Source organism: Runella sp. R5_40, from assembly GCF_057652295.1.
Genome location: NZ_JBYFCH010000001.1, coordinates 761,447 through 778,674 on the forward strand (window position 1 = coordinate 761,447; position 17,228 = coordinate 778,674).

The following is a 17,228-nucleotide window of genomic DNA, read 5'->3' on the forward strand; positions in this document are numbered from 1 at the left end:
TAAACTGAACGACCCAATGGCGATAAAGCTCTTTTTAACCGATGTGGATGGCGTTATGACCGACGGCAGCATGTATTACACCGAAAGTGGCGACGAGTTCAAACGGTTTCATACGCACGACGGAATGGCGTTTGAACTGCTCCGCAAAGCAGGGATTAAAACGGGAATTGTAACGTCGGAAGATACCCAAATCGTGGCACGACGAGCAGCTAAAATCAAAGCCGATTACCTTTATCAGGGCAAACGTGATGGGGGAAAATTGGCCGCCGCCCAACAAATTTGCCAAGAACTTAACATCGGTCTTGAAGAAGTGGCCTACGTAGGCGACGACATCAATTGCCTTGAACTTCTGAGTGCAGTCGGCGTTGCGGCTTGTCCTGCCAATGCCGTCAAGACCATTAAGCAAATTCCGAACATTATTTTACTAGAAAAAAAAGGCGGCGATGGTGCCGTGCGCGAGTTTGTGGAGCTCATTTTGAACAACAATGCCTAAAACAACTGCTGGATTAACAGGACTTCTTATCGGTGCAACTCTCTACGTAGCGTGGTATTTCTATTACGTTGCCCACTATGCCGTGGACATCCCTTACCTCGACGATTACGACGCCATTTTAGAGTACCTTCTTGCTTTTCGAGAAAATACGCCTTGGGAGAAACTCCGCTCTATCTTACTTCCTCACAATGAGCACATTATTTCGATGACTCGAATGGTAAGCTGGATTAATTACGGCCTAACGGGGCATCTCAACATCTTTGCGTTGCTTCTTTGGGGAAATGCCCTGCTGTTGGTTCCACTGGCGGTGCTTTACGCCACGTTTACCCCCACCGAACGTTATCCTTCGCTCTATTTTTTGTTGGTAATTTTTGTCTTTCTCAATCCTCAATACTCCGTTACGGCCTTGTGGGCAATGGCCTTGTGGTCTAATATTTGGGTGTTTGTGCCCGTTGCTTGCAGCATTTTGCTCATCACTCGTCCGCAGCATTGGTACTGGGCGCTGCCCCTCGCCATTGTTGCGACCTTTGCCAACGGCAACGGGCTGATGATTTGGCCCATTGGCTTTCTACTGCTCTTCTTTGAGCGCCGTCCTTTTTTGCAATGGGCTATTTGGGCTGGCGCGGGAATTTTTACCTGCGGAAGTTATTTCTATTTGATGCGTCAACAGCCGTCTGAAGGCTTATTTTTGTTAACTAATTTACCGCTTTTACCTTTCAACGTGCTCGCGTTTTTGGGCTCTTACGGGGCGTTGTTAGGCGGAAAGGCAGGGCAAATCATCGCGGTGATTGTGGGAACTGGCGTTGCCACCATGACATTGATTACGACCAAAAACTACCTCAAAACCCGCCAACGTACCGACCTTGTTCTTTTGGCGTTGGTTGCTTTTGTTGCACTGACAGCCTTGGCTGTTGGCTTGTTTCGGGCCGAGAAAGGCATGAGCATCATCATTGGAGGGCGTTATCGGCAATACAGCTCGTTGGCCGTGGCCGCAAGCCTTTTAATGGCCTTCCGCCACCTTCCTTTTCACCTGCCTCGCTGGGGGCGCGTGTCGGTTTGGGGAGTGGTTGGATTGGTAACGGTGCTGAGTTTTTACCGTGACATTGGCTTGCGTAAAACCACCGAATGGCGCACCATTGTGGACTACCACAATCGACTTCACAATCGGCTCGATTTGCTTGCTACCACCCCCAACCCTCGATACGGCGCGGATGTTGTTGAAGCCAAACAAACTGGCTTATATACCGTGGCAGCTCCGTACGATTTATTGACCCAACTCAACAACGCGACCCGCACCGATTTGGCAAGTCAGGCCGTAGCCGAACGTTTTGAAGAGAAAAAACTCGACGGGGTTACTTGCGGAAATTATTGGCTCATTGAAGAACCTCAGCTCCAATTTCCTAGCCGAGACAACGAAGCAATTTACTTGGTACTTTCCAAAGATAATCAGCACATTATATTCCCAACTGCTTCCAAACGGAATGATCTTTCGGCCATGCTGAAGCAGCGAAGTTATTTCCGAAAAGGGCTTGAAGCCGAAGTATATGACTGTCTGCAGTCGTTTGATGCGTACGAAATTAATTGGTTAAAAGTTGGACAAAAACCTGTGTTATACACAACTCACCGCACGATTTCTCAATTTCGCATACGTTTCAAGCAGTAAACACGTTGTTTTTACAACTATCTTTTACGCTTTCGTAAACAGGCTCGCCTTAGTTTCATCTGGCTTATGACAAAAATTATTGATACTTTTCTATTCAGTGAACCCCACGAAAAGGAAGCGCTACTGATTAAATTTATTCTGGGCGGAGAAGCCATAACGGAGTGGGTCATTGTTGAAAACGAATATACCTTTCAAGGAGAGCACAAGGGCGTTTTTGCCCAACAAGTACTTGACTCCGACGAGCGATTTGCCCCGTTTCGCGACCGTATTCACCTCATTTCGGCCTCGTTGCAGCACCCTCCTATTGATTACACGCGCAAAGACATTGATACTCAAGGGATGGATTCGGAGCGCCGACAGCGTTCGTTGGCCCAAAAGTACATCGTTGAAAAATACGGCCACGAACCCGACGTTTGGGTACTTCTTTCGGATGCCGATGAAGTGATTGATTTTGATTCTTTTCCCGATAATTTTACGTTTTTAACCACCAAACTCACCGCTGCCAACGACGGTTTGGTTCAAATTCCGCGTCGCCGATTTTGGTACGACTACGACAACCTTTGGAATGCCGTTCGGGCTACGCCCATCGTGACAGTACAACGCCTCGCTCAAGCCACGGGTGACATGGGCATGGGGCTTCTTCGTTCTGATTACATCGGAGCCGTGCCCGAATGGGAGCGTACGCTGGTCTTTGAGTATTCGTATTGTTATGAAAAAGAACATATTTTGCGCAAATACCGAACGTTTCCCCACGGCGGCTACTCGGATGCCGAAATTTTACAAACAATCCGCTGTAACCACATTCCAATGTCGGCTTTTAGGAACAAAACCATTGATTTGCACAAAGACCTTTGGATGGAAAAAGTGGAATTGACCTCCACCAACTCACCTCGGTACGTACGCCAGCACCTTGAACGACTCCGCACCAACGTCATCGAAAAAAAATATTTATCAAACCGCCAGGCAGATTATCCTCATTTATATACTTTTTCCCACAAATTTCGCTTTTTCGTCAAGCAATTGGCCAAAACGATTTTACAACGCTTTAAATGAATTTAGATTATCGTAACATAGCTACTTTACTCAGTCTCAACACCATCAATGTCATCCTGAATGTTGTCAACTCAACACTCATGGTCTATTTTTTTGGTACCTCTGCCGAAGTAGAAGCATTTTTCGCAGCCTCCGTTTTAGGGACGACCGTCTCCCGTTTTGTCAACGCAGGCCAGCTTGTCGAAGTAGTTGTAGCACGTTATCACCGCATCAAATCCGAAGTAAATACCGCCGCCGCGATGTCGATTGTAGCAACGTTGGCCAACTACATCGTAGGCATCGCGTTTGTTTTGGTGCTGTTGTTCATTGCCAGCGGTACCGACGTCGTCAACCTGCTTGTTCCTGGCTTTAAACTAACGACCAAAGAGCAAGTGTGGCAAATTTTCTGTTTTACGGGTTTTTTACTCCCCATTCAGATTGCCACCAACGTGTTTCAAGGTATGTTGAACGCGGAAAATATTTACGGAAAAACCGAGTTTACCAGCACCATTTCGCAGCTCGTGCATGTGCTAATTTTGTGCATTTGGGGAAGAGACGGCAATATATGGAGCTTGGTTGCTGCCCTTTTTATCAGTGTTTTGGCTCAATTTGGCACCGTCGCCTACTATTTGCGGCACATTCATTATCGCCATACGTGGCTTTTCCGCAACCCTCACTTTCCCCTTCGTGAACTATCCAGTACGCTGATGGCGACGTCCACCTACATGGGTGGCGTACAGGTCTATACGTTTATTTTCAACGCCGCTCTTTCACTTTTGCCAGCGGGTACGTACGCGCTGTTTCGGTACGCCGAACTCATTTACGGAAAAGTGGCCAACGTCTTTTTAATCCCCGTTAGCACCGTTTTTTTCAACGAAATCAATCGCCTGCTTCACCAAAACAACGGACAGTTGATCAAAGCTTTTGTCGCCAAAAACCTCAATTTTTCGTATTTCATTGGCTTTTTGGTGCTTATTCCTTTCGTAGCGGGAGGACAATATCTGATTTGGACGCTTTGGGGTGGCGTAAAATTCAACGCCCAAGACGTCGAAAGCGTTTATCAGCTTTTGTGCGTGTTTTTTGCCGCCATGATTTGCACAGGGCCATACATGATTTACCGCAAATTGGCCGTTTCGGTCACCAATCCTGAGTTGCAGTATTATTTCTGGAGTGTGGTTCACGTACTTTCGGCTTTGTTTAGCTACTTCATCATCCAGACCTTCGGTTTTACGGGCGTTTTGATTCATTTGTTTACCCACAGTACATTCATGGCGCTTGTTCCCCTTCTTACGGTGTGGACCAAGAAAAAAGCCTATTTTGGTTTTTATGAACGGGGCGAAGTGTTCAAAATTACCTTTGCTTTCCTAGTCAGCGTTGGGGTAGGTTGGGTGGCCAAAGGCTATTGGCAAGCCATTAGTCACTACAACAAACTGGTCAGCTTTTTTATTGGGGCCAGCCTTGCAGGCGTAGCCACCCTTGTTTTCATCGGCATCTGCCTTTTACTAAAAGTAACTGACTTACAGATTATTAGAGAAAAAATAAGCAAGCGTATTTCCAAGTAATACCCTTTTTCTGTCATTTCGACGACAGGAGAAATCCACAACGCTTGACCCGAACTTTAGTAGCCTCTTATTTTACCAAAAATAGGCTCGAAGCCTTGGAATAGTCAGCACGAGCGGGGACGCTCGCGCTATCGGCAATTAGTTACAACCACCCCCAATTTGTGCTTTAAAGACCGTTTCCTCGGCTTTAAATCCAGGCAGTAATGTCACCGAGCTTTCTCCTCTGTACTCTACATTGGCATAGACGATTTGATTAGTCGCCATAATGGCCGTAGCTCCGTAAAGACCCGTCCCTGAACTGATGTTGTTGGCAATCGAAAGCGATGCCACACCGCACCCGATTCCCTGAATATCGAAATTGTAAGGATTTTCATCGGCATCATCATTGGCGATGCTGATAGTAGCCCTCCGTAATCCTCCTGCTGATGGTGTGAAGGTAATCTGAAAAGTAGTGCTGCCACTGCTAGCTGCTACGGGCGAAGAAGGTTGAACATTCACCGTAAAATCTGCGGCATGTGTACCCGAAATAACCACTTTGTTGGGCGAACCCGTTAAGTTCAACACTCCTGCGCCCGTATTTTCAATGGTAAATGTTCGGATAACCGCCCCTATTCCTACCGATTGAGTGCCAAAATCGGTGTGGTCATTTATTGAAGGCGTTGTGTCACCATCTGCAATGGATACGTTGTTCCCTTTGACGTTTATTTCAGGAACCGACAAACATAAAAGTGCATCACCCGTTATGGTCCAGCCTTTACCGCCATCGGCTACGGGTTTTATTAAATTGGCTCTATCGGTGGCAGATGAACAGTATTTAAGCCCCACTGCCCCCAAACTTCTTCCTGTTACAGTACCCGCGTTAAAACCCGTTAGCGTGGCATCGTAGTTGGCTACACTCATGCCGCAGTTATCAAGAAAGTTCGTCAAGTTTACATTAGGATGAAGTTTTGAACCCCAAGCAGCTAAACTTTGATTAAAGGCAGTGGCCCCTGAAAACATCATATTCATATTCGTTACAGCCCCAACATTCCAATCTCCTATATTTTGATTAAAGGCTGTGGCACCCCAAAACATATTTAGCATATTGATTACTTTTCCCGTGTTGAAACTACTAGGCAAGGGTTGATTATAGGAGGTACAGTCCCAAAACATAAAACTCATATTCGTTACCGATGACGTATTAAAACTAATGGGAAAGGGTTTATTATAAGAACTACAACCAGAAAACATAGAACTCATACTCGTTACCGATGACGTATTAAAGCTAATGGGCAAGACTTGGTTATAGGAACGACAATTAGAAAACATAGATTGCATACTCCTTACAGCTGACGTATTAAAGCTAATGGGCAAGACTTGGTTATAGGAGCTACAACCAGAAAACATAAAACTCATATACATTACAGCTGACGTATTAAAGCTAATGGGCAAGACTTGGTTATAGGAACTACAACCAGAAAACATAAAACCCATCTCCGTAACAGATCCTGTCTCAAAGCTGTTAGGCAAGGGTTGGTTGTAAGAACTGCAACCACCAAACATACTACCCATATCCGTTACTGACGATGTATTAAAACTATTAGGTAGAGGTTGATTATAAACACTACAACCACCAAACATACTACCCATATCCGTTACTGACGATGTATTAAAACTATTAGGTAGGGGTTGGTTGTAAGAAGAGCACCCAAAAAACATCATACTCATATTCTTTACTAAAGAAGTATTGAAGCTAATCGGTAAAGGTTGATTATATGAACTACAATCATAAAACATACTATTCATATCAATAACCGATGATGTAATAAAGCTACTCGGTAAAGGTTGATTGTATCTGCTACAAACAGAAAACATATCGCTCATGTTCTTTACGTTTGAAGTATTAAAACTAATCGGTAGAGGTTGATTATAAGAACGACAATCAGCAAACATAGCACTCATATTCGTTACAGCCTCTGTGTTAAAGCCATTAGGTAAAGGTTGATTAAAAGAACGACAATCAGCAAACATAGCACTCATATCCATTACAGCAGCGGTATTTGGTACATCCTTAGCATTGAGTACCATGTATTGACAACCATAAAAAGCACTATTCATATTTTTCCAAGCCACATCGCCCCATTGTTCAATCGAGGTCAGGCGGCTTCTATCAGAGCCCCTGTTCATTATAAATCGTTGGAAGTTGGTCGGTAAAATGCGTAATTCAATGGTAGCATTAACGGGTAAACCTGTGATGGTGGCCGTAGTACCCGTAAACGTACCCGACCCGCTCGTTCCTGAGGGAACGGTTTCCCAAGTATAATTAACTGTGCCTGAGGTCGCTACTCCAAAACTCAACTGCGTAGTTCCCGAACCCGCCGTAGCCAAATTCCAGCGAGTGATGAAAGGGCGGTTTTGAGCTGTCAACTGTTGGCTTATTAGCAAAGCCACAAAAAATAAAAATAGTTGTTTCATACTAGCAATTATATACTATTTTAATGATAGTTTTTTTATTACTTAGCTAATTTATAGTTATCTGTAAAAGTATTGTTATTGCCACACTACTTTGGATATATTAGTTCAATACTAATTACACAAAAACAAGTATAGAAAATAAATACCCCGATGGCGCGAGCGTCCCCGCTCGTGTCATTTATTAGTAGGCTTCTAGCCTTCTGTTTTCCCTACCAAGGCTAGAAGCCTAGGAATAGTCAGCACGAGCGGGGACGCTCGCGCAATCGTAAGACGCTCGCGCTATCAAAATTTACTGTATTTTTGGCCGTTCATTTGTTTCAACATTGATTTTATGCTTTTCTCCCCTCCTTCTTTTGAATTTACGGACGCGTCCCGCATTGTTGTTGATACCCTCAAACCCGTCGCTTTTGATTCGCCTGACCACTTGATACCTTGGGGCACAGCCAACGACAATAGCCGCAATTACCGTTTCAATGAGAAAGTTTACCAAGTATTTGCCTCTTTTCCTCGGCCTTGGAAAATTTTAGACATGGGTTGTGCGGGCGGTGGGTTCGTCCGCGACTGTCTAAACGACGGTTGTTTTGCCGTCGGACTGGAGGGAAGTGATTATTCCAAAAAATTTAAACGCGCAGAGTGGGCTACCATCCCTGACAATTTGTTTACCTGCGATGTCACCGAAAATTTTGATATTTCAATCCAAACCCAAACCAAACAAACGCCCGTTCAGTTTGAATTAGTGACTTCGTGGGAGTTGATGGAGCACATTGCCGAAGAAAAAATTGAGGTCGTGGCCTCCAACATCAAGAAGCACCTCGCCCCCCACGGCTTGTGGATTATGAGCGTTGCCACGGTGGACGATATTGTCAACGGCGTCAATCTTCATCAAACTGTCCAACCCAAAGAGTGGTGGATTAAAAAATTTGAAGGACTCGGGTTGTTCCACCAAGCCGCTTTCGTGGATTTTTTCAATACCCAATTTGTTCGTGGCGGTACCAAATACAGCGGCGCGGCTAGCGGCAGCTTTCATTTGGTATTATCGGCAGCGCCCCAACACGCCCCTCAAATCCCCCCGCTTGGCCTTCGCGACAAATTATTTGATGCTTGGCTCGGCAGTACTTGGCAAAAAACCTTGAAGCGATGGATCATCGGCCCTGCCCGTAAATATTCATAAACGATTTTTTGCTAGCACGAGCGGGGACGCTTGTGCTAGCAAGGGTTTTGATTAAACGGTTAGGTGAAGCAAATACTTTTGCTCACTTTTGAGGCTTAAACTCAACCTACATTCCCATGAAGTTTTGCCTCGCTCTTGCCTTAACAATCTGCCTTTTGGGTTGTCAAAAGAAAGAAACAGTTGTTACCATTTCTCCAGGCTTGGTTGGCACTTACTCCTCTACCTATACTGTCGCTAAGCCAGGCGTATTTCAAAACATGCTTTCTGACTATACTAATTTTCAGGAAACTGTCACCGCCACCGTATCTCAAACAGGAGTGGATACTTACGACATCAAAATTCAATTGACGGGTGTAGCCAAAAAGGCCAATACTCCACCATTTAACTATCACCTAACGGCCGATGTATCTCTTATCAAACAAGTCAATCCATCCGATAAGTCGATAATGGCTTTTAAAGGAGAATATACCAGTATTTACCCTACTTCATCTTATTTATCAACGAAGGAAATACGCGTTGACACTAAATTTAGAGAAGGATTTTTAGAAGATTTGATTATTTCGACTGATTACCGAAATGACCCTGGTATATTCACAATCATTTCGCTACTCCCAAAAGTAAAATAGGATACCCCGATGGCACGAGCGAGGACACTCGCACAATCGGCAGTAGTTTTAAATCCTCCCAATCTGTTTGCTCCTTCTCTCCACCAATGCCCTGCGTAGCAGGAGGGTAACGCAAAAATTACCGAGGTACTTTTTCTAATAAGTACAGTTTTTAGACTTCTAATTTGGGCAACTACGATTATTCAGTAAATTTGCCCCCGTTTTTGGGACTTATTTCACCAACAGACATCTTTTCGACCTAACTACTATATGTTTCCACAAGCTACACCGTCGATTCCTGGCGTAATACAGTCTATCCCTCTCCAAAACTACGTGTTGTTGGCGACAACACTGTTCGTGATAGGCATTCTGGGGGTATTGACCCGTCGCAACGCGCTGATCATTTTTATGAGCGTCGAACTGATGCTCAACGCCGTTAACCTCTTACTTATCGCCTTTTCAACCTACAAATCTGACCCCGTTGGCCAGGTTTTTGTGTTTTTTATCATGGCGGTTGCTGCCGCTGAAGTGGCAGTAGGGTTGGCGATTATTGTGATGATCTATCGCAATACCCGAACCATCGACATTGGTTTCTTGAATAAATTGAAATGGTAATTAAAAGTTGTTGTTTGTTATCCGTTAATTGTTAATCGTTGAACAGCTACCGCTGCTAAACAGTTAACAATTGACCACTAACGTTTCAAAAATATATGTCTCCATCCTTACTTATTCTTATACCCTTGTTGCCACTGATTGGTTTTACCATCAATGGCATAGGTTTTCGGCACGTTCCCAAGAGCCTAGTGGGGGTCATTGGTTCGGCCGCTACGTTGGGAGCTTTTATCATTTCCATCTTGGCATGGAACAGCTTCGACGGTCAGCCTCAAGTGGTAAAACTTTTTGATTGGATTTCAATTGGGCAACTTACGATTCCTTTCTCGTTCCAAATTGACCAGTTATCGCTATTGATGCTGATGGTCGTGACGGGCGTAGGTTCGTTGATTCATATTTATTCGATTGGCTACATGCACCACGACGAAGGCTTCGGGAAGTTTTTTGCCTTCCTTAATCTCTTCTTGTTCTTCATGTTGCTGTTGGTGATGGGTTCTAATTACGTCATCATGTTTATCGGATGGGAAGGCGTAGGGCTTTGTTCTTATTTACTCATCGGTTTTTGGAACAAAGTAACCAACTACAACAATGCCGCCCGCAAAGCCTTCATTATGAACCGCATCGGGGACTTGGGCTTTTTGTTGGGGATTTTTATGATTATCCAACACTTCGGCTCAGTTGAGTACCTCGAAGTATTCAATAAAGCAGCCAACGGCGGTTTTGGCATCAACGATACAGTGATTGTAACCATCACGGCGCTCTTGTTTGTAGGTGCGATGGGAAAATCAGCCCAGATTCCACTTTACACGTGGCTCCCTGACGCGATGGCGGGGCCAACGCCTGTATCGGCCCTTATCCACGCCGCAACGATGGTGACGGCGGGTATCTACATGGTGATTCGCTCCAACGTGCTCTATTCGTTGGCACCTGCTACCCTCGGTTTTGTGGGAGGCATTGGTTTGTTGACCGCCTTGGTAGCAGCGTCGATTGGTTTGTATCAAAACGACATTAAAAAAGTATTGGCTTACTCTACCGTGAGTCAATTAGGATATATGTTTTTGGCGTTGGGCGTGGGGGCTTATACCTCGGCCATGTTCCACGTTATGACGCACGCTTTCTTCAAGGCGTTGTTGTTTTTGGGAGCAGGTAGTGTGATTCACGCCATGTCTGACGAGCAAGACATTCGCAACATGGGTGGTTTGCGCAAGCATTTGCCCGTTACCTTCTGGACATTTACGATTGCGACTTTTGCCATTGCGGGTATTTTCCCACTTTCAGGTTTCTTCTCGAAAGACGAAATTTTGGCGCACGTATTTGAGCACAACAAAATCATGTGGGCGCTAGGAATTGTGGGCGCAATGATGACTGCTTTTTATATGTTCCGTTTATTGTTTGTAACGTTCTTTGGAAACTTCCGTGGAACGCATGAGCAAGAACACCACTTGCACGAGTCTCCAGCTACCATGACCATTCCATTGATGGTGTTGGCGGTATTGTCGGCCGTGGGTGGTTTGATGAACATTCCGCACGTATTGGGCGGCGGCGAAGCCTTGGGGCACTTCATGGCACCGTTGTTTGAAGGGTCTAAACAAGTAAACCCTGCGCTTTTTGAAGGTCACCTTGAACATTCAACCGAATATATTTTGATGGGTGTGTCGGTAGGTGCGGCAGTGTTGGCGATTGGGTTTGCGTACAGCTTGTTTATCAGCAAAGCAGTGGTTCCTGCGGCCGACAAAGACGTGACAGGCTTCCCCAAAGTACTTCAAAACAAATACTACATCGACGAGTTATACGATTCGGTGTTTGTGAAGCCCATCAGCAAACTTTCAGATATTCTTTACAGCTTCGGTGAGTTCTTGATTGATGTCATCGTCAACGGCTCGGGCCGTTTGGTACAGTTTTTAGGCGGCCGTCTTCGTTTGTTGCAAACGGGTGAAACAGGCTTCTACGTGTTTGCGATGGTGATTGGTATCGTCCTTGTATTGGCGTGGAATTTCTTACTGAAGTGAAATTTTTGATACATTCTGAAATCGACATTTTAATATGCTTACTCTTTCACTTATACTCATTCCGTTGATTGCAGGGGTGATTACGTTACTCACCAAAAACAACAGCGCAAAGCAGCTGGCCCTAGTTGGGGCGGCGATTGAGCTGGTTTTGGCAGTGGTGATTTACGCTCAATTTCAACCTACGGCGGCTCAACAGTTCAGTTTCAGTTACCCTTGGATTCAATCAGCGGGGATTTCGTTTGCAGGAGGTATTGACGGCATCAGCATCTTGCTCGTGATGCTTACGGCCTTCTTAACGCCGCTCATTGTTCTCTCGACCTTCCGTCAGCCTTACAAAAATGCTTCGACGTTTTATGCGCTTATCCTCTTCATGCAAGCTGCTTTGATGGGGGTATTTACCGCAACCGACGCATTCTTGTTCTATTTATTCTTTGAAGCTGCCCTTATTCCTATCTATTTCTTGGCGGCAGTTTGGGGCGGCGAAGACCGTATCAAAGTCACTTTCAAGTTTTTTGTTTATACCATTTTCGGAAGCTTGTTTATGCTCGTGGCGTTGGTGTATTTGTACTACCAAACCACTTCAGCACAGGGACATACGTCTGAAATTTCGGCTTTTTATAAATTAGCCCTCGATGCCCAAAAGCAAGGCTGGATTTTCTGGGCTTTCTTTATTGCTTTTGCGATTAAGATGCCTGTGTTTCCATTCCACACTTGGCAGCCTGATACTTACACCGAGTCTCCAACACCTGCAACCATGCTTTTGGCGGGTATCATGCTTAAAATGGGGGTTTATGGGGTGATTCGTTTTGTGTTGCCAATCGTTCCGTTAGGTTTACAAACGTGGGGAACAACGGCCATCGTTTTGTCGGTCATCGGAATTGTTTACGGTTCTATCATCGCCATTCAGCAGCGCGACATGAAACGCCTCATCGCGTATTCATCGTTTGCGCACGTAGGCTTGATGTCGGCGGGGGTATTTTCCCAAACCCTTAGCGGCGTACAAGGTGCGTTGATTCAGATGTTGGCCCACGGAATCAATGTCGTAGGTTTGTTTTTCATCATCGAAATTATTTTCTCTCGTACCAAAACGCGTAACATCGAGCAATTGGGCGGTATTACCCAACGTACGCCTCATTTGACAGTTTACTTCATGATTCTGATGTTGGGAAGTGTTGCACTTCCATTGACAAACGGTTTCGTAGGTGAGTTTTTGTTGCTTCGTGGGGTGTATGAGTCAAACATTTGGTTAGGGGCAATTGCGGGTACTACCATCATTTTGGGAGCGGTTTACATGCTTCGTTTGTTCCAAAAATCAATGTTTGGCGCAAAGTCTGCATTCACTGAGCACTTTGCCGATTTGTCGTTTAGTGAGCGTGCGGTATTGGTGCCGTTGGTCATCATGGTTTTCTGGATGGGGCTTTATCCTAACTCTTTCTTGAAGCTGACCGAGCCTGCGGTAAGTAACCTATTACAAATGATTCATTATTAATTTGAGAGTTTTTTAAGCGGTCGCAACGGCGAACCGCCCCGTTTCAAATTGAAAAATTAAACAAAATGCTTCCAATCATACTTCTTTCCATACTTGGCCTTCTGGTATTGTTTTTGGGTTTTCAAAAATCGAAAAATATACTACTACCTGCCACACTCTTGGTACTGGTTATTACCTTGATTGCCAACTTTGCTAACTGGAACGATGCACCGTCGTTGTATTTCAAAGGAATGCTTTTCGAGAATAAACTTACGATGGCTTTTTCGGGCATTGTGTTGATTTCGGCTTTGTTGATTTCGGCGCTTACGCGCGGCTTTATCGACGATGAGGCTGCCCAACCTGCCGAATACTACGCCATTATGTTGTTTTCGTTGGTAGGAGCCATCATTATGATTGGATACGAAAACCTACTCATGCTCTTTGTAGGCGTCGAAATCCTTTCGGTTTCTATGTACGTACTGACAGGTAGTGATAAGCGCAATTTACGCTCCAACGAAGCCGCCCTTAAATACCTCTTGATGGGTTCGTTTGCGACAGGAATTATGCTTTTCGGAATGGCGTTGTTGTACGGCGCTACGGGTTCATTCAACCTGACAGCCCTCAAATCATACGTATTAACAAACCCTAGTCCGTCGGTTATGATGTACGTAGGTTTGTTGATGTTGTTGATTGGTATGCTTTTCAAAGTATCAGCTGCTCCTTTCCACTTCTGGACTCCCGACGTCTATGACGGAGCGCCAACGGTGTTTACAGCCTTTATGTCAACCATTGTAAAAACAGCAGGTTTTGCGGCCATTTACCGCCTGCTTTCGGGCTCGTTTTCGGGTGCCTATACCTTCTGGTGGTCAACCCTGGCGGGTATTACGGTGCTGACGCTTTTGGCTGGAAACATTACGGCAGTTTACCAAAATAGCTTCAAACGCATGATGGCTTATTCGAGTATTTCGCACGCGGGATACTTGCTTCTGAGCCTTACAGCTCTTAGCTCACAGTCTCAAGATGCAATTGTCTTCTACTCGTTGGCGTATTCATTAGCTACCATCAGCGCTTTTGGCGTGTTGATGATTGTTGGGAAAGAAACGGGCGTACGGTCAAACGAAGTGAGCGAAAACTTCAATGTTTTCAACGGGTTGGGCAAGAAAAACCCACTCTTGGCTTTCGTCCTAACGGTGTCGATGCTTTCACTCGCTGGAATCCCGCTTACGGCTGGGTTTTGGGGTAAATTCTTTGTATTCTCAAGCGTCGTAGAGCGTGGCTTGACGTGGATTTTGATTGTGGCCGTTTTGATGTCGGCTGTGGGTATTTATTATTACTTCAAAGCCGTGATTGCCGCTTACATGCGCGAAGGCGAAGGAAATGCCATCAAAGTGCCACAATTCTACCGTTTGGTGTTGATTGTAACAACCATCATTACCCTTTTCTTCGGGTTACTTCCCGATTTGTTAAAAGGGTTAGTATAAAGCAATAAGTGGCTTTTTAAAGGGAACCGCGCCGAATCAGGCCAAAAGGGTTTTTGAGATTCATCACCTTTCCTTTTAGAATCAACTCTGCCGCTGTACGCCCCATTTGGCTGTGGTTTGTCGAAATAACGGTGATTCCATTGGCCAAAACCTCTTTAAGGGGCGTATCATTAAAAGATACTATTCCTACCTCTTCACCCAAGACCAGGCTTTGTAGTCTGGTCTTTTTTACTAATTCGGCCAAATCCGAATCTTCCAACACAATGTAGGCGCGGCCTTTGAGGACTTCGTCGTCGGACGCCTTGCCGATAATTCGTCCTTGCTTGTGGTAGTGTGCACAGAAGTTACGGAAACCGCGTACAATCTCAGGTGGATACTTTACATCCTGCGGAAACACGAGTACCATTTCCTCGTATTTACTCAGCAGGTCTATTCCCGACTGCAAAGCACCGTAAATATCGTCCGTAAAATCTTGGTAAACGCTGGCGTATTCTCCCGAAAAATCCGAAAACTCGCGGTCGAGTAAAATGAGTTCTTTGGGGTCAATCTTTTTGAGCATCGACAATACCGACACGCGGTCTGCCTCGTCATAAAAGTGCGGCATGATTACGTAGTAGTGATAATGCCCGATGCTCTCTTTCATAATGTCGTCGAACACCCGTACGTTGCCGTGATGTATGTGTAACGTCACTGCTGCGCGGTCGCCCAAGGTACTCACAAAAGCTTCATACACGGCTTTTTTGTAGGCGCTGAGTTTGTTCATCACCAACAACACCCGCATTTGCTTTGGCTTTTCGTTCAAAATATAAAAGCCTTTCCCGCGTACGGAGTCAATCACTCCTAGTGCTTTGAGTTCTTTATAGGCTTTTTCAACGGTGTCGCGCGCTAAATAGTACTCTTCACTCAGTTCGTTGATGGAAGGAAGTTGGTCGTCCTGTTTTAAAACACCACGTTCAATCGAGCTAATCACCGATTTTACAATTTGCTTGTATTTAGGGGTTTTAGCGTCGTGGTCAAGATGTAGGGTAAAGCTCATGCGAAGTAAGGCTTATTGGCCATGTTACTGCCAATTTGGACAGTAAGTAATAGCTTGTTGTGGGCTAGTCATTCATCAAAGTTACTTGTTTTGCGCTTTTTTCGCCTTTTTTTGCTGTTGTTTTTTCTTTATCTCTTTCAAAGGGTTCTTGTGCAACGGCACTTTTTGTCCCAACAATTCTCGAATAACAACAGAGGCACAGACGCTTCCAAAAGTAGCGGGCAAATACGAAATAGTACCGTAGGCAGAACGTTTAAAGTTATTCCCATCCGTCAGCATCAACGAATCCTTTTGTACTTTTTCGGTCGAAAACACGGCCGTTATGCCTGACGTAATCCCGTATTTTTTGAGGCGCTTGCGAACGTAATGGGCTAAAAAACACTCGTACGTATCAAACAAATCAGCTACTTTCAACTGAGTGGGATCGTATTTCCCTCCCGCTCCCATCGAACTTACCAGCGGATAATTATACTCTCGCGACGTTACCAAAAGGGTCAATTTTGGGGTAATACTGTCGATGCAATCCATCACGTAGTCGTACGAGGCTGCACCAAGAATATCGCGTACTTTTTGAGGGGTCAAAAATTCTTTAATCACCGTTAGTTTCAACTCGGGATTAATGGCCAACAAACGTTCCGCCATCAATTCGGCCTTTGACTGCCCGTGGGTGGTTGCGAGGGCGGGAAGTTGTCGGTTACGATTGGAAGGGTCAACAACGTCGCCATCGACAATGGTCATCGTTCCTACCCCTGAACGCGCAATAAATTCGGCAGCAAACGAACCGACGCCACCTAGCCCCACCACCAACACGTGGGCTTGTTGAAGTTTATCTAATCCTTCGTCGCCCACCATGAGGCGCGTACGCGAAAGCCATCCTAAATCTGCCATTTCAAACACTATCTTAAATAAATAAAAGAGCCCGCTAGGCTATTTCTGCGAAAACAGTGCTGCAAAGTTAGTCCAAATTTGGTTTTGTAGGTGTCCTGTAGTACACTGCAAATGCACAGAAGCTGCTTGATAGACCTCCTCAATGGGAACATCGCGGTCGTCGTTTTCGAGAAAAAGCCGTTCGATGGGCATTTCTTGAAGCACTTTTGTGGCGTTAGAGTTCTCCCGAAGCAATGCCGTTCCCAACGATAGATAAAATCCTTTTTGGAGCAATTGCCGCGCTATTTGCGGTTGGGTATTAAATCCATGAATAATCAAAGGCACTTGCGTTCGTCGGTTTTTATGCCATTGCAACAATTCATTGAAAGCCCGTACACAGTGAATTACGACGGGTTTTTGTGCCCGCTCGGCTACTTGAACTTGTGCTTCAAACACCTGGAGCTGTATTTCTAACGAAAGTGGAATCAAACGATCAAGGCCACATTCCCCTATCATTTTTACTTCCTCTTGAGCTACCCGTCCTTCTAATTCTACCAACTGGATTTGCCATGTTTCAACATCAACATACCAAGGATGAATGCCGACCGATACCCAACGGTTGGGGTCAAAGCCGTACGCAGCCATATCTTGCCCGAGAATGTTTAAAATACTTCGCTCAGCGGGAAGTTCTGACACGTTATGTGTGTGAAAATTTAAAAATTGTTCCAATTTTGCCAAATCATTGTCCTTTGTCAAAGATAGCAAACCTCCCGAA

14 protein-coding genes are annotated in these 17,228 nt (G+C 45.1%); 10 read left to right on the top strand and 4 right to left on the bottom strand.

Going from position 1 to position 17,228, the window contains the following annotated elements:
• Positions 1–16: 16 nt before the first annotated feature.
• From AC23N5_RS03235 to murJ, 4 genes are all read left to right on the top strand, one after another.
• Positions 17–493 carry a KdsC family phosphatase gene (locus tag AC23N5_RS03235; RefSeq protein WP_487754458.1) on the top strand — a complete coding sequence of 159 codons (477 nt, stop codon included), beginning with the start codon at positions 17–19 and terminating at the stop codon, positions 491–493.
• Positions 486–2,156 (top strand): hypothetical protein, encoded by a 1,671-nt coding sequence (locus AC23N5_RS03240; protein ID WP_487754459.1) that lies wholly within the window; start codon positions 486–488, stop codon positions 2,154–2,156. Before AC23N5_RS03235 ends, AC23N5_RS03240 begins: the two co-directional genes overlap by 8 nt.
• Positions 2,157–2,222: 66 nt before the next feature.
• Entirely contained in the window at positions 2,223–3,209 is a 987-nt protein-coding gene (locus AC23N5_RS03245; RefSeq protein WP_487754460.1) for a hypothetical protein, read from the top strand.
• Positions 3,206–4,750: a murein biosynthesis integral membrane protein MurJ gene (gene murJ / locus AC23N5_RS03250; RefSeq protein WP_487754461.1), complete on the top strand. Its 1,545-nt coding sequence runs from the start codon at positions 3,206–3,208 to the stop codon at positions 4,748–4,750. Before AC23N5_RS03245 ends, murJ begins: the two co-directional genes overlap by 4 nt.
• 138 nt (positions 4,751–4,888) lie before the next feature.
• On the opposite strand, the gene AC23N5_RS03255 is transcribed toward murJ, so the two are convergent.
• Positions 4,889–7,204 carry a BspA family leucine-rich repeat surface protein gene (locus tag AC23N5_RS03255; protein ID WP_487754462.1) on the bottom strand — a complete coding sequence of 772 codons (2,316 nt, stop codon included), beginning with the start codon at positions 7,202–7,204 and terminating at the stop codon, positions 4,889–4,891.
• Between the two features lie 331 nt (positions 7,205–7,535).
• Between AC23N5_RS03255 and AC23N5_RS03260 the strand changes: the two genes are divergently transcribed.
• The 6 genes from AC23N5_RS03260 to AC23N5_RS03285 all read left to right on the top strand — a co-directional run bounded on the left by AC23N5_RS03260 (position 7,536) and on the right by AC23N5_RS03285 (position 14,550).
• The gene (locus tag AC23N5_RS03260; RefSeq protein WP_183977580.1) at positions 7,536–8,375 is read left to right on the top strand and encodes a class I SAM-dependent methyltransferase; all 840 of its coding nucleotides are present in this window, start codon (positions 7,536–7,538) and stop codon (positions 8,373–8,375) included.
• A 116-nt stretch (positions 8,376–8,491) separates the two neighbouring features.
• Positions 8,492–9,001, top strand: coding sequence for a hypothetical protein (locus AC23N5_RS03265; protein ID WP_487754463.1), 510 nt, complete (start codon positions 8,492–8,494; stop codon positions 8,999–9,001).
• 249 nt (positions 9,002–9,250) lie between these two features.
• Positions 9,251–9,595, top strand: a complete 345-nt coding sequence (gene nuoK / locus AC23N5_RS03270; protein ID WP_028523691.1) for an NADH-quinone oxidoreductase subunit NuoK — start codon at positions 9,251–9,253, stop codon at positions 9,593–9,595.
• 95 nt (positions 9,596–9,690) lie between these two features.
• The gene (gene nuoL / locus AC23N5_RS03275; RefSeq protein ID WP_487754464.1) at positions 9,691–11,601 is read left to right on the top strand and encodes an NADH-quinone oxidoreductase subunit L; all 1,911 of its coding nucleotides are present in this window, start codon (positions 9,691–9,693) and stop codon (positions 11,599–11,601) included.
• A gap of 34 nt (positions 11,602–11,635) precedes the next feature.
• Positions 11,636–13,090, top strand: coding sequence for a complex I subunit 4 family protein (locus tag AC23N5_RS03280; RefSeq protein WP_487754465.1), 1,455 nt, complete (start codon positions 11,636–11,638; stop codon positions 13,088–13,090).
• A gap of 65 nt (positions 13,091–13,155) precedes the next feature.
• The gene (locus AC23N5_RS03285; protein WP_183977598.1) at positions 13,156–14,550 is read left to right on the top strand and encodes an NADH-quinone oxidoreductase subunit N; all 1,395 of its coding nucleotides are present in this window, start codon (positions 13,156–13,158) and stop codon (positions 14,548–14,550) included.
• Between the two features lie 16 nt (positions 14,551–14,566).
• On the opposite strand, the gene AC23N5_RS03290 is transcribed toward AC23N5_RS03285, so the two are convergent.
• The 3 genes from AC23N5_RS03290 to AC23N5_RS03300 all read right to left on the bottom strand — a co-directional run bounded on the left by AC23N5_RS03290 (position 14,567) and on the right by AC23N5_RS03300 (position 17,149).
• Entirely contained in the window at positions 14,567–15,586 is a 1,020-nt protein-coding gene (locus AC23N5_RS03290) for a GntR family transcriptional regulator (RefSeq protein ID WP_183977600.1), read from the bottom strand.
• Between the two features lie 81 nt (positions 15,587–15,667).
• Positions 15,668–16,474, bottom strand: coding sequence for a tRNA threonylcarbamoyladenosine dehydratase (locus AC23N5_RS03295; RefSeq protein WP_028523686.1), 807 nt, complete (start codon positions 16,472–16,474; stop codon positions 15,668–15,670).
• 39 nt (positions 16,475–16,513) lie between these two features.
• The gene (locus AC23N5_RS03300; protein ID WP_487754466.1) at positions 16,514–17,149 is read right to left on the bottom strand and encodes a TatD family hydrolase; all 636 of its coding nucleotides are present in this window, start codon (positions 17,147–17,149) and stop codon (positions 16,514–16,516) included.
• Positions 17,150–17,228 lie beyond the last annotated feature (79 nt).